The sequence below is a fragment of the Embleya sp. NPDC025285 genome, assembly GCF_055558835.1.
Window position 1 is genome coordinate 1 of record NZ_JBVHLU010000094.1, and the last position, 13,146, is coordinate 13,146.

Annotated in this window: 11 protein-coding genes; 2 read left to right on the forward strand and 9 right to left on the reverse strand. The window is 72.4% G+C overall.

Going from position 1 to position 13,146, the window contains the following annotated elements; translation table 11 throughout:
* Nucleotides 1–130 precede the first annotated feature (130 nt).
* From ACZ4FV_RS40515 to ACZ4FV_RS40530, 4 genes are all read right to left on the reverse strand, one after another.
* Nucleotides 131–352 (reverse strand): hypothetical protein, encoded by a 222-nt coding sequence (locus ACZ4FV_RS40515; protein WP_355541032.1) that lies wholly within the window; start codon nt 350–352, stop codon nt 131–133.
* A gap of 59 nt (nt 353–411) precedes the next feature.
* A complete protein-coding gene (locus ACZ4FV_RS40520; protein ID WP_026218651.1) occupies nt 412–750 on the reverse strand; it encodes a WhiB family transcriptional regulator in 339 nt (112 codons plus the stop codon).
* A 138-nt stretch (nt 751–888) separates the two neighbouring features.
* Nucleotides 889–1,311: a hypothetical protein gene (locus ACZ4FV_RS40525; protein ID WP_395866282.1), complete on the reverse strand. Its 423-nt coding sequence runs from the start codon at nt 1,309–1,311 to the stop codon at nt 889–891.
* 173 nt (nt 1,312–1,484) lie between these two features.
* Entirely contained in the window at nt 1,485–3,671 is a 2,187-nt protein-coding gene (locus ACZ4FV_RS40530; protein WP_465325712.1) for an ATP-dependent DNA helicase UvrD2, read from the reverse strand.
* Nucleotides 3,672–3,822: 151 nt separating this feature from the next.
* Here ACZ4FV_RS40530 and ACZ4FV_RS40535 point away from each other — a divergent pair, with 151 nt between their 5' ends.
* Nucleotides 3,823–4,092 carry a mycoredoxin gene (locus tag ACZ4FV_RS40535; RefSeq protein ID WP_395866285.1) on the forward strand — a complete coding sequence of 90 codons (270 nt, stop codon included), beginning with the start codon at nt 3,823–3,825 and terminating at the stop codon, nt 4,090–4,092.
* Between the two features lie 79 nt (nt 4,093–4,171).
* Here ACZ4FV_RS40535 and nudC read toward each other — a convergent pair whose 3' ends face one another.
* On the reverse strand, nt 4,172–5,092 hold the full coding sequence (nudC, locus tag ACZ4FV_RS40540; protein ID WP_395866287.1) for an NAD(+) diphosphatase: 921 nt from the start codon (nt 5,090–5,092) through the stop codon (nt 4,172–4,174).
* The gene (locus tag ACZ4FV_RS40545) at nt 5,089–6,507 is read right to left on the reverse strand and encodes a dipeptidase (protein WP_395866289.1); all 1,419 of its coding nucleotides are present in this window, start codon (nt 6,505–6,507) and stop codon (nt 5,089–5,091) included. The genes nudC and ACZ4FV_RS40545 overlap by 4 nt, the downstream gene beginning before the upstream one ends.
* A 96-nt stretch (nt 6,508–6,603) precedes the next feature.
* On the opposite strand from ACZ4FV_RS40545, the gene ACZ4FV_RS40550 reads away from it, so the two are divergent.
* Nucleotides 6,604–7,458 carry an endonuclease/exonuclease/phosphatase family protein gene (locus ACZ4FV_RS40550; protein WP_395866291.1) on the forward strand — a complete coding sequence of 285 codons (855 nt, stop codon included), beginning with the start codon at nt 6,604–6,606 and terminating at the stop codon, nt 7,456–7,458.
* 13 nt (nt 7,459–7,471) lie between these two features.
* Here ACZ4FV_RS40550 and ACZ4FV_RS40555 read toward each other — a convergent pair whose 3' ends face one another.
* The 3 genes from ACZ4FV_RS40555 to ACZ4FV_RS40565 all read right to left on the reverse strand — a co-directional run bounded on the left by ACZ4FV_RS40555 (nt 7,472) and on the right by ACZ4FV_RS40565 (nt 13,043).
* On the reverse strand, nt 7,472–8,632 hold the full coding sequence (locus ACZ4FV_RS40555; protein WP_402230468.1) for a PP2C family protein-serine/threonine phosphatase: 1,161 nt from the start codon (nt 8,630–8,632) through the stop codon (nt 7,472–7,474).
* A gap of 117 nt (nt 8,633–8,749) precedes the next feature.
* Complete coding sequence (locus ACZ4FV_RS40560; RefSeq protein WP_402230465.1) at nt 8,750–12,253, reverse strand: ATP-dependent helicase; 3,504 nt, start codon at nt 12,251–12,253, stop codon at nt 8,750–8,752.
* A 73-nt stretch (nt 12,254–12,326) separates the two neighbouring features.
* Entirely contained in the window at nt 12,327–13,043 is a 717-nt protein-coding gene (locus tag ACZ4FV_RS40565; RefSeq protein WP_395866297.1) for a hypothetical protein, read from the reverse strand.
* Nucleotides 13,044–13,146 lie beyond the last annotated feature (103 nt).

Consider the following 13,146-nt stretch of genomic DNA (forward strand, 5'->3'; position numbering starts at 1 on the left):
AGCAAAACCCCAAAAAACCCCGCAGGGGTGAGAACCCCTCCCCCCCCACCACCAACACGAAGGGCCGCCCACCCCTCGAGGGGTGCCCGCCCTTCGGCGTGCCGCGTACCGGTCGGGCGACATCGGCGGCTTACATCACCGCGATGGCCAGCGCCCGGCGCGCGCGCATGGAGGCGACCTCCGCCCGACGACGCATCCTGCGCGCCATCCGGACGTGGTACGCCCTGCGTTGGAGCTCCGCTTCACGGAGCTGTTGATCCATCTGAGCCCTCGCGAGGGCTTCGTTGATGAGATGCAACTCCCTGCTCCTGTCATTGGGCAAAACGGCGTTCGTGTCGTGAATGTGCTTCATGGGTTCCTGCGCGTACGTGGTGTGTCGGGTGCTCGTGCGTCGGGGTCCCGCCGGCGGGGTCACGCGGCGACCTCCGTCTTGCGCGGACGGCCACGGGGACGCTTGCGGGCGACGACGACGCCCTGCACGAAGAGCTCGCCACCCCAGACACCCCAGGGCTCGCGGCGCTCGAGCGCGCCCTGCAGGCACATCTCACGCACGGGGCACTCGCGGCACAGGGCCTTCGCGTACTCGACGTCCTCGGGGGACTCGGCGAAGAAGACCTCCGGGTCGTAGGAACGGCAGGGGATCGTCGACTCGAGCTGCTCGACGTCCTCGAAAGCGGTAAGGGTCATCAGGTCTACCTCCGATGTCGCTGTGGCTGTGCTGCCGGGTGCGGGGGGTTTGCCGTGGGGCACGTGGTGCTCCTGTGATTCGTGGGACTCGTGTCCCCGGTGGTCGCTACTCGGTGCTGCTGACAGCCGACAAAAGACAAGGGCCGCGGATCCCGGTGTTCGGGATTCCGCGGCCCTGGAGGGTGCCGACCTGACGTTACGTCAGGTCCTGTTCCTCCAGGACGGATACCCGTTGTTACCGGCAAAGGCCGCCATGGTCATTCCACTGGCCTGCTGCGATTCCTGCGTCTGCGCCTGCTCGCAAGCCGCCGCGTTCGACGGTCGCTCGTTGCGACGCGTCGCCGCTGCCTGCTCGCCTTGCCACGGACCCTCGGCGCTGCCCGCCAGACCGACGAGACCTGAGGCACCCGCGACTGCGGACGCACCACTGCCGTTGCCGCGCAGTCGCGCGGAGGCGGTGATCAGGGCATCGGTCCCGGCATAGGACAGATCCGTGGGGAGCCCGGCCAGGCCGGACTTGGGCAGGGAGAGATCGGCATGCGACAGCTTGGCGGAGCCCACCGACACCACGACCGAAGCGGCGGTGAACGCCTGACGCTGGGCTTTCAAGTTCCTGGTAATCACGACGTTCACCTCCTTTCGAGAGGGTTCGGGGAACACCGCAGGGGTGTTTCCAGGTTTCATGGACGAGCACGGTCGAACGTTCCGACCGTGCTCGTGAGCGTAGATGCGGTTCGGAGCGAGACGCAAACGATTTATTGCATGGTCCTCGTCACTCGAGGGAAACCCCTCGGATCTCACTCCCCGGCAGGAGCATCCTCGTCCTCCGGGATGTGCCCGAAGTCCTCCGGCGCGGGCTCGATCGCGAGGTCGTGACCGGCACACAGCGCGAGCACGTCGTCACCGAATCGCTCCAGCTTGGTTCGGCTCACCCCCGGGATCGCGGCCAGTTGCCGCTCGTTGAGCGGCCGGGTCTCGGCGATCGCGGTCAACGTCGCGTCGGTGAAGACGACGAACGCCGGCTGGCTCTGCTCCTGTGCCCGCCCCTGCCGCCACACGATCAACTGCTCGAGGAGGAACTCGTCGACGTCCGAGGGGCAGTCCAGGCAGCGTCCGATCTTGCGCTCGGCGGCGTCCTGGAGCGCCCGGGCGCACACCCGGCAGCGCACCGGGCCCACCTTGCGCCGGGGCCGGACCGTACCGTCCGGGCCGCGGGCCGGTGAACGGAACGCGTCGGGCAGCGCGGAGCCCGTGCCGCGCGAGCCGTCCGCGCCGCGCAGGCCGTCGAGGAACCGGGACGCCTTGCGGCCTCGGCCGCCCGGAGTGCGGGCCAGGGACCAGGACAGGGTCAGCCGCTCGCGCGCCCGGGTCACCCCGACGTAGAGCAGCCGGCGCTCCTCCTCGATCTTGTCCGGGGTGTCCGCGTAGGCGATCGGCATCATCCCCTCGTTGAGGCCGACCAGGAACACCGCGTCCCACTCCAGGCCCTTGGCCGCGTGCAGCGACGCGAGGGTGACGCCCTCGACCGTCGGCGCGTGTTGCGCGCTCGCCCGCTCGGCCAACTCCGCGGTGAAGTCGCGCAGCGTCGCCTCCGGCCGCTTGACCTCGAACTCCTCGGCGAGCCGCAGCAGCGCGGCCACCGATTCCCATTTCTCCCGGGCCTGGCCGGATCCGGCGGGCGGCTGCGCGCTCCACCCGGTGTTCCCCAGCACCGCGCGCACCTCGCCCGCGAGCGGGCCGCGCTCGGCCTCGGGCCCGCCGGAGATGGCGTGCGCGCGCAGGAAGCCCATCGCCTGCCGGACCTCCGCCCGCTCGAAGAACCGTTCGGCGCCCTTGAGCAGGTACGCCACCGACTGATCGGCCAGCGCCTGTTCGTAGGACTCGGACTGCGAGTTGGTACGGAACAGCACGGCGATCTCGGCGGGCCGCACGCCCTCGTCGATCAGCGCGCGGATCTGCTTCGCGGTGCTCTCCGCCTCGGCCTGCTCGTCGGCGTGCTCGACGAAGCGCGGCGCCGGGCCCTCGCCGCGCTGCGAGATCAGCTTCAGCCGGTGCTTGGCGGCCTCGCCCGTGGCGTGCGCGAGCAGCCGGTTGGCCAGGCCCACCACCTGCGGCGTGGAGCGGTAGTCGCGGACCAGCTCGACCACCTCCGCGTCCGGGTAGCGGCGGCGGAAGTCGAGCAGGTAGGCGGGTGTGGCGCCGGTGAACGAGTAGATGGTCTGGCTCGCGTCGCCGACCACGCACAGGCTGCGCGCCTCGTTCGCCCACAGGTCGAGCAGCCGCTGCTGGAGCGGGTTGACGTCCTGGTACTCGTCCACGGTGAAGTGCCGGTACTGCGCCTGGACCGCCTCGCGCACCTCGGGGCGCTCGTCGAGCAGGCCGATGGTCAGCAGCAGCGCGTCCTCGAAGTCCATCAGGCCCTTGCCGGACTTGATCTTCTCGTAGGCCGCGTAGACGTGGGCGATCTCGGCCGCCGCGCGCGGCGGTTTGCGGCCCGCCGCGAGCACCGCGCGCGGATAGTCGTCCGCCGCGGTCTGGGTGGCCTTGGCCCACTCGATCTCGCCGATGATGTCGCGCAGCTCGGCCCGATCGGCCCGCAGCCGGCAGTGCTGCACCGCGTCGCGGGCGAGCAGGAACTTGGTCTCCACCAGTTGCGGCGGGGCACCGCCGAACACTTTCGGCCAGAAGTACGAGAGCTGGCGCAGCGCCGCCGCGTGGAACGTGCGCGCCTGCACGCCGGGCACGCCCAGGTCGCGCAGCCGGCCGCGCATCTCCCCCGCGGCCCGCGCGGTGAAGGTGACCGCGAGCGTCTGGCCGGGCTGCATCGTGCCGGTCAGCACGCCGTAGGCGATGCGGTGGGTGATCGCGCGGGTCTTGCCGGTGCCCGCGCCCGCGAGCACGCACACGGCGCCGTCGACGGCCTTGGCCACCCGCCGCTGCTCGGGATCGAGCGCGTCCAGGACGTCGTCGGGGGAAGCGATCATCGGCCCATCCTCTCAGGCATCCCCTCGGCCCGAGGCCGCTTGTGCACAGCCCCCGGTGATCCGCACAGGTGTGGAATCAAACCGACCGCGCACATGTTGCCGATGTGGACAACCGTTCCCGGACCGGGCGAACACAAAGGAGTGCATGACGATGTCGGCCCCCGTGACGATGTACAGCACGACGTGGTGCGGCTACTGCCGCCGGCTCAAGAGCCAGATGGAGCGCGAGGGCATCGCCTACACCGAGGTGAACATCGAGCACGACCCCAAGGCCGCCGACTTCGTGATGAGCGTGAACGGCGGCAACCAGACCGTGCCGACGCTGGTCATCCTGCCGCCCGACGGCGGGGCACCGCTGTGGACCGCGACCAACCCGAGCCTGGCCCAGGTCAAGGCCGCCGTCGCGGAGCTCGCCGCCTGAACCCGGGCGAGCCGTACCCCCGCGTGGCGGCGGCCCGCGACGGATTCCCGTCGCGGGCCGCCGCACGTGCGGGCCGGGACTACCAGTGGTTGTCCTCGTCCAGCGCCTCGCCGTACCACTTCTCGATCAGGTGGCGGGCAATCGACAACGCCCCGGGCAGGACCACCTCGCCCGTGCCGACCGCCTCCTTGAGCTGCGCCCGCGAGTACCAGTACGCCTCGGAGATCTCCTCGCCGTCCACCCGCACCCTCTCGTCCACCGCGTAGGCGAAGAAGCCCAGCATCAGGCTGGACGGGAACGGCCAGGGCTGGCTGGCGAGGTACTCCGTGGACGCGGTACGCACGCCGACCTCCTCGTGCAGTTCGCGCGCGACGGCCTGTTCGAGCGACTCGCCGGGCTCGACGAAGCCGGCGAAGGTGGAGAACCGCTTGTCCGGCCAGCTCGCCTGCCGGCCGAGCAGGCACCGGTCGTCCCGGTCCAGCACCAGCATGATCACCGCCGGGTCGGTGCGCGGGTAGTGCTCGGCCCCGCAGGCCGGACAGCGCCGCACGTGCCCGGCCGCGGCGATCTCGGTCGGCTGCCCGCAGCGCGCGCAGAACGTGTGGGTGCGGTGCCAGTGGTGCAGGCCGGTCGCGTGCACGAGCAGTCCCGCGTCCCGGTCGTCCAGGAGCGTGCCGAGTTCGCGCAGGGTGCCCTCGCGCACTCCCGCCGCGGGCTCGGCCAACTCCCCCACCGAGACCGCGAAGTAGCACACACCGGCCGCGTCGACGCCGAGCAGATAACGCTCGCCCTCCGGCGCGTGTGCCGGATCGACCAGGACCAGGTGCGGCGCGCCCGTGTCGCCCGACCAGTGCGCCCGGCCCTGTCCCAGGACCAGCACGCGCGTCTTCGGCGCGCGCCAGGCCCGGTCCAACCACCCCTGGTCCAGGCGGTGTTCGGCCGCCCGGTCGAGGGCGGATCGGGCCAGTGCCTGCCCGGCGACAGGCTTGGGGTGGATCAACTGACGTCCCTCCCGGATCGTGCTTCGTGCCAGGTCGCCGCGAGGTCCTCCCAGAGGTGCGCGGCGGCCTCCGCGCCCTTGAGGAGCAGCGGCTTCTCCACCTTCTCATCGACCGAATGCCAGCCGTCGTCGGGCAGCGAGACGCCGAGGAAGACCACCGGCGCGCCCAGCACCTCCTGGAGGTCCGCCTCGGGTCCGGAGCCGCCCTCGCGGGTGTACAGGATCTCGGTGTCGAACGCGCGGCCGAGCGCGCGGACCACCGAGCGCAGCGCGGGATGGTCCAGCGGGGTCAGGCACGGCCGGACGCCCGTGCCGAAGTCGAGTTCGCAGCGGATCCCGGCGGGCAGCCGCTCGGCCACCCACGCGCGCACGACCTGCTCGATCCGCTCCGGGTCCTGGCGGTCCACCAGCCGGAAGGAGATCTTCGCGTGCGCGGAGGCGGGCACGATGGTCTTGCGGCCGGGGCCGGTGTAGCCGCCCCAGATGCCGTTGACCTCGGCGGTGGGGCGTGCCCACACCCGCTCCAGTGTGCTGTAGCCGGCCTCGCCGCTCGCCGCGGCGGACTTCGCGTTGCCCAGCCAGGCGGCCTCGTCGAACGGCAGTTTGGCGAACAACTCCCGCTCGCGGTCCGTGAGTTCGCCGACGCCTTCGTAGAAGCCCGGGATCGCGACGTGGCCGTCCTCGTCGTGCAGCGCGGCGATCAGCCGGGCCAGTGCGGTTGCCGGGTTGGGCACCGCGCCGCCGAACGAGCCGGAGTGGATGTCCGAGGTGGGACCGAAGAGGTCGATCTGCATCTCGGCCAGGCCGCGCATGCCGGTGCAGGTGCTGGGCGTGTCCGCGCCCCACATGCCGGTGTCCGAGACCACCACGACGTCGCACGCCAGGCGGTCCCGGCGCCCGCGCAGCAGCGCCGGCAGGTGCTCCGAGCCGGACTCCTCCTCGCCCTCGACGATCAGCTTGAGGTTGACCGCGGGCGTGTCCCGCCCGGTCGCGGCCAGGTGCGCGCGCACGCCGAGCAGGTGGAAGAGCACCTGACCCTTGTCGTCGGCCGCGCCGCGCGCGTACAGCCGATCGCCCACGTCGGTCGGCTCGAACGGCGGCGTGCTCCACCCGTCCGCGAGCGCCGCGGGCTGCACGTCGTGGTGCCCGTAGACCAGCACGGTGGGCGCGTCCGGGTCGGCGCAGGGCCACTCGGCGAACACGGCCGGCAGCCCGGACGTCTCCCACACCTCGACGGTGGGGAAACCGGCGTCGCGCAACGCGCCGCCCAGCCACCACGCGCTGCGCTCGACGTCGGCCGCCGCGGCCGGGTCGCCGGAGATCGACGGGATGGCCAGCCAGGTGCGCAGATCGGCGAAGAAGTCGGCGGCGTGCGCGTGCACATAGGCGGAGATGTCGCGGTCGGGGATGCTCATGGATTCGACCATATGCCCGCCGCCCGGGCGGGTGGCACCGGGCGCCGGCGCGCCGATCGCCGCACGCTCCGCACCCGGTGGGGTTACCGTCGGGCGATGACCACGTTGCGTGTCGCGACCTTCAATCTGCTGCACGGCATGGACCTGGCCGACGGCGAATCCGACCCGGAGCGGCTGCGCGCCGCGCTGGCCGATCTCGACGCGGACATCGTGGCCCTCCAGGAGGTCGACCGGCATCAGGAGCGCTCGGGCGGCGCGGACCAGGCGGCGATCGCGGCCGAGGCGCTGGGCATGTCGCAGTGGCGCTTTCTGGCCTCGGTGCACGGTGTGCCGGCGCCCGTGTCGGGCTGGACCGAGGACGATCCGGTGCCGGGCGAGCGTCGGGTGTACACGGCGGACGAGCGGGGCGAGGGCGGCCCCGGGTACGGCATCGCGCTGTTGTCCCGGCTGCCGGTGTCGCGCTGGCGGGTCCGGCGTTTCCCGGCCGCGCCGCTGAGCCTGCCGCTGCGGGTGCAGGGCCGGCCCGGCCTGACCCGCGTGCCGGACGAACCCCGCGGGGTGCTCGCGGCGGTCGTGGAGGGCCCGCACGGACCGTTCACGGTGCTCGCGGCGCACCTGTCCTTCGTGCCCGGCTGGAACATCTCCCAGCTCGCCCGGATCCGCCGCTCCACCGCCGACCTGCCCGGTCCGCAGTTGCTGCTCGGCGACTTCAACCTGCCCGGGCGCATCCCGCAGGCGGTGGTGGGTCGGCGCGGTCGCGGCGCGGGGGCGGGAGCCGTGCGCTGGCGGTCGCTGGCCCGGGTGCCCACGTATCCCTCGTATCACCCCAGGGTCCAGTTCGACCACGTGCTCGGACACGGAATCGGTCCCGAGGCGGTGCGCCGCACCGAGGCGGTCCGGCTGGGCGTCTCGGACCACTGCGCACTGGTGGTGGAGGTGAACGTGGGGTGAGCGCGCCGGGGGTTCAGGCGCTCAGGCGCGCCCCGCGCAGCCCGTCCTGCCGGGCGAGCACGGGCCGGTAGCGCAGGAGCACCATCGCCGCGTCGTCCTGGAGCGGGTGGCCCACGTGCCGCTGCACGTCCGCCTCCAGCCGGTCCAGGGTGTCCTCGACGCCGGGCAGGCTGTCGGGGGCGCGGTCGGGCAGCGGGTAGAACTCGCCGGCCGCGTTGCGCGCCTCGATGATCCCGTCGGTGTACAGCAGCAGCCGGTCCTCGGGCAGCAACGGCACGCGCAGCACCGGCAGGTCCGACTCGCGCAGGTCCAGGATGCCCAGCGGCGGCGTCGGGGCCGGCGGGTCCAGCGCCTGCGCGTGCCCGGCACGCAGCAGCAGCGGCGCGGGGTGGCCGCAGTTGAGGATGTCCACACACGCGGCATCGCTCGGGAAGCCGAGCAGGATCAGCGTGACGAACTCCTCGTCGTCCTCGCCGAGCCGACGCTCCAGGCTCGCCGAGAGCCGCCGCGCCACGCCCGGCAGGTCCGGCTCCTCGTACGCCGCCTCGCGGAACGCGCTGAGCACCGCGGCGGCGGTACGCACCGCGCCCAGCCCCTTGCCGCGCACATCGCCGATGGCCACCCGGACACCGAACGGCGTGGGCACCACCTCGTACAGGTCGCCGCCGATCCGCGCCTCGGCCGCCGCCGCGCGGTAGCGCACACCGACGGTGAGCGAGCCCATGGACCGGGGCACCTGGGGCAGCAGCACCTCCTGGGCCGCCTCGGCGACGCTGCGCACCTCCTCGATGGTGCGTTCCTGGCGCATGCGCACATGTACACCGGCCCACGCGGTCGCGGTCACCAGCGCGATCGACACGAGCGTGATGAACGGCTCGCCGCCGCCTCGGCCCTGGCCGAGCGCGGTCAGCGCCACCGCCACCACGGCCGCCACCGCCCCGGTGATCAGTGGTCCGCGCGGGGCCGTCTGGGTGAGTCCGGACAGCGCGGGCGCGACCGCGAGCAGCGGCCCCACGTGCACGTTCTCCGGCGTAGCGGCGGCCAGCACCACCACCGCGAAGATCACCAGGAACGACAGCAGGCGCAGGACCAGGCCGATCACCGGCAGCAGGGGGCGATCACCCGCGACGCCGACAAGCCGCAGTGCCCGTCTCGTCTGTGCTGTTCCGCGCACCGGTGCCGTATCCCGTCCCGTTCGAAGTTCGCCGTACTGCCGATCCTCATAAACCATACGAGTGTCGGAAACCGGCTGCATCGGGCCCATCGTCACCCGACCGGGGTTTCCTCCGGATCAAGAACCCTGGCCCGGGCCCGGTTCGTCACCTTCCGTGAACAACTGTTCCAGTTCGTCTCGTCCGGGCAATCCCTTGGGCCGGACGAGTTCCCCGGTGCGCACGTACAAGAACGCGGCCGAGACCTCCTCGATCGGCACGTCGGCGTATTCGGCCCAGGCCAACCGGTAGACCGCGAGCTGGAGCGGGTCCGCGTTCTGCACCCGGTTGGTCTTCCAGTCGACCACCTCGAACCCCGTGCCCTCGCGATAGACCGCGTCGATCCGGCCGCGCACGATCCGGCCGCCGAGGAAGAGCTGGAAGGGCGCCTCCACCCGGTACGGGGCGCGCTGCGCGTAGGGCGTGCGCAGGAACGCCTCCTGGAGCGCGAGCAGGTCCGCCTCGTCGGTGATCTCCTCGTCGGCCGCGCCGGGCAGGTCGTCCGGTTCCAGCAGCGGGCGCTCGCCGAACAACGACTCGACCCACGCGTGGAAGCGGGTGCCGCGGCGGGCCGCGGGGGCGGGCGGGCGCGGCATCGGCCGGGCCAGTTCGCGCGCGAGGCCGTCCGGGTCGTTGGACAGGCGCAACATCTGGGACGCGGACAACGTCGCGGGCAGCGGCACCTCGCGCACCCCGGATCGGCCGCGGCGCAGTTCCTCGGCCAGCCGGACCAGGTCGCGGTCCCACGACTCGATCAGGGCCAGCTCGTCCGGGGTGGGCTCGAACCGGGCGGCGGCGCCGGTCTCGGGGCCCTCGACCGCCGGGTGCCCGGCGCGTACCTCGTCGGTGTGCTCGCGGGAGTCGTCGTGGTCGCGCGAGGGCAGGTCGCGGGCGGGCGGTCCGGGGTCGTCCTCCGGGGGCGGCGCCTCGTGCTCCGGGTCCGGTGGGATGTGGGCGTCGTAGACCTCGACCGGCACCCGCTCGTCGTCGGCCGGGCCCGGGGCGACGGTGAACTCGGGCTCGGGTTCGATCCGAGGCTCGGACTCGGACTCGGACTCGGACTCGGGCTCGACCGACGGGTGCTGCATCGCGTGGTCGACCCGTCGGGCGGCCTCGCGCCGGGCGAGTTCGGCGAGCACCGCGTCGGCCGCCCGGCGGCGCTCCACCAGCGCGGTCGGGTCCAGCGGCAGCGGCCAGGCGTGTTCGAGGGTGTCCGCCAGATACGGGTTGACCGGCTCGGCGGGTTCGGGCGTCCACACCTCGACGGTGCCGTTGCCGGCCCGGCAGTGTTCGCGGAGCCGGGTGAGGAACGCCGACGGACCGCGCGGCTTCTTCTGGGTCGGCCCCCACCAGTGGCCGGACGCGATCAGCAGTTGTTTGGGGCGGGTGAAGGTCACGTAGCCCAGGCGCAGCTCCTCGGTCGCCTGGTGCTCGCGCATCGCGGCGTCGAACGCCTTGAAGCCCTTGGGCGTCAGGTCCGGCAACACCGCGAGCGCGTCCGCGTCGCCGCGCAGCGGATGCGGCAGCGCCTTGCCGTTGGTGATCCACTTGGTCTGCGTACGCACACTCGGGAAGACGCCCTCGATCAACCCGGGGACCACCACCACCTCCCACTCCAGGCCCTTGGACTTGTGCGCGGTGAGCACCTTCACCGAGTCGCCGGCCGTGGGCAGGCTGCCGTCCAGCCCCTTGTCGTGTTCGGCGGCGGTGCGCAGGAAGGCCAGGAACGCGGTGAGCGAGGGGTCGCCGTCCAGGTCGGCGAAGCCCGCCGCGACATCCAGGAACGCGTGCAGCGTCTCCCGGCGGCGCGCGGCCAGTGCGCCGGGCGACGCGGACAGTTCGACCTCCAGGCCGGTACCGGCCAGCACCCGGTGCAGCAGGTCCATCAGCGGCTCGCCCAGGTGCCGGCGCAGGTCGCGGATCTCGGTGGCGACCCGGGCGAACCGGCGGCGCGCCTCGGCCGAGAAGGGGTGGTGCTCGCCGGGGTCGGCGAGCGCGTCGGAGAGCGAGACCACCTCGGTGGGGTCGATCCCGGCCACCGCCTCCTCCAGGCGCGCGTCCGCGTCGTCGGCGCCGGCCCGATCGACGCGAACCAGTTCGGCGGCCCGGCGACCGAGCAGGGCCAGGTCGCGCGGCCCGATCCGCCAGCGCGGCCCGGCCAGCAGACGCACCAGCGCGGAGTTGGCGGTGGGGTCGTCGAGCACCTCGCACACGGCCACCAGATCGGCCACCTCGGGCAGGTGCAGCAGCCCGGACAGGCCCACCACCTCGACCGGGATGTCGCGGCGCACCAGCGCCGCGTGGATGTCCGCGAAGTCGGCCGCGGTGCGCGCGAGCACGGCGACGTCGCCGGGGGTGATCGGGTCGCCGTTCTTGTCCAGGACGGTGCCGATCGCGGTACCGATCCGGTCCGCGAGCCAGTCGATCTCCGCACGGTGGGTGGGCAGCAGCGCCGCGACGGCCCACCCCTCGTGCTCGGCGCCGGGGCCCGGGCGCAGCGCCTCCACGCCGCTCTCGGGGGTGCGCAACGGCTCGGAGAGGTCGTTGGCGAAGGCCAGGATCCGGCCGCCGCTACGCCGATTCTCGGACAGCGCGTAGCGGGCCGCGGGGGTGCCGTCGCGCTGCGGGAAGTGCATCGGGAAGTCGTGGATGTTGGCGACCGAGGCACCGCGCCAGCCGTAGATCGCCTGGCACGGGTCACCCACCGCGGTCACCGGGTGGCCGTGCCCGAACAGCCCCTGCAGCAGCACGCGTTGGGCCACCGAGGTGTCCTGGTACTCGTCCAGGAGCACGACCTTGTAGGTGTCGCGCAGGATCTCGCCGACCTCGGGCCGCTCGCCGGCGATCCTGGCCGCGTAGGCGATCTGGTCGCCGAAGTCGAGCAGGTCGCGGCCGCTCTTGGCGTGGGCGTACGCGTCGACCAGGCGGGTCAGGTCGAGCCGGTTGCGCGCGGCGTCGGCGGCCTTGCGCGCGGCGGCGGAGGGCTTCGCGGCGGCCTCGACGTCGGCGACGAAGGCCCGGTCCCACTCCTGGAGCCGGTGGACGGGCACCAGGTGCTCGGCGAGTTCGCCGCCCAAATGCAGGACGGAGGCCACCACGTCGGGCAGCCGGCCGGTCAGCGTGGGGAACGGGCCCCGCGCGGTGCGCGCGGCCCGGGCGGCGAGCTGATAGCGCGTCGCGTCGGCGAGCAACCGGGCGGAGGGTTCCAGGCCGATCCGCAGCCCGTGCTCCTGGAGCAGCCGGCCGGCGAACGCGTGATACGTGGACACGGTGGGCTCGCCGGCGTCCTCGTCGGCCGGGATCTCGCCGCCGCGCAGTTGCCCGATCGCCTTGCGCACGCGCTGCGCCAGCTCACCGGCGGCCTTGTTGGTGAAGGTGAGGCCGAGCACCTGGTCGGGACGCACCGCACCGGTGCCCACCAGCCACACCACCCGCGCGGTCATCACCGTGGTCTTGCCGGATCCGGCCCCGGCCACGATCACCCCGGGGCTCAGCGGCGCGAGCACCGCGTCGAGCTGCTCCGGTGTGAAGGGGATCCCCAGGAGACGACACAGGTCGTCCGGGTCGGTCAGTACGGCGTGCACCGGAGGAAGACTAGCCCCGCACGGCGACAGGAGCGGTCGCGGTACGGGGCCGGTGTCCGGGCGCGGCGCCCGATCACGCGTCCTTGAATTGGCCCTTCAGTTCTTCCTTGGTGATCGACTCGGCCGGCGCGGTGGGCTCGCACTTGCTCTTGCCCTTGGTGAACTTCACCGACATGTCGCCGTCGCCCTCGGACTTGGCCAGGTAGGGGTAGGGCTTGCCCTTCTCCCGCACATAGACGGTGGTCGTGACGCCGTCCTCGTCCTTCTTGCTGAGCGGGATCACCTTCACGCCGTCGATCTTGACCGGCTCGCCCTTGCTCACCCCGTCGGTGGAGCCGTCGAAGAAGTCGGCCATGCTGCCGGGGCCGCCGTCCTCGTCGTCCACCGGGGTCTTGACCCACTTGCCGGACACCACGGCCACGGCCCGATCCAGGACCGCGGCCGGGACGGTGTCGCTCATCGACTTCTTCCAGAAGGCCGAGTCGGCCTTCATGTACTGGTCCTTGCCGACGATGATCATCTCGACCGGGTCGCCGTCGATGACCATCCTGCCCTGCACGTCCGCGCCGTTGCGGATGCACAGGTCCCATTCGATCCTGGTCTCCTCGTCCCGACCACCACCGACCATCTTGTAGTCGGCGACGGACTCGAGCAGCCGCTGCGCCTCGTCGGCCAACGTCTTGGCGTCGGTTCCGGCGTTCGACTTCGCCTCCGAACCGCCACAGGCGGTCAGCCCGGCGAAGGCGACAGCGACGACGGGGACGATCGCAAACATACGTGCAGTGCGCACGAAACTCCTTGACTCGGGGACCGGAGGGGCCTGCGCACGAGTATGGCCATGGCAAAGAAAGCATGATCAACCGCCCCGATACGTACGGCTTCACGGGGAAATG

Excerpts from the sequence above, each read along its gene's own strand:
- ACZ4FV_RS40515 (WP_355541032.1), bottom strand. The coding sequence starts at position 352 with ATGAAGCACATTCACGACACGAACGCCGTTTTGCCCAATGACAGGAGC.
- ACZ4FV_RS40530 (WP_465325712.1), bottom strand. The coding sequence starts at position 3,671 with ATGATCGCTTCCCCCGACGACGTCCTGGACGCGCTCGATCCCGAGCAG.
- ACZ4FV_RS40535 (WP_395866285.1), top strand. The coding sequence starts at position 3,823 with ATGTCGGCCCCCGTGACGATGTACAGCACGACGTGGTGCGGCTACTGC.
- ACZ4FV_RS40545 (WP_395866289.1), bottom strand. The coding sequence starts at position 6,507 with ATGAGCATCCCCGACCGCGACATCTCCGCCTATGTGCACGCGCACGCC.
- ACZ4FV_RS40550 (WP_395866291.1), top strand. The coding sequence starts at position 6,604 with ATGACCACGTTGCGTGTCGCGACCTTCAATCTGCTGCACGGCATGGAC.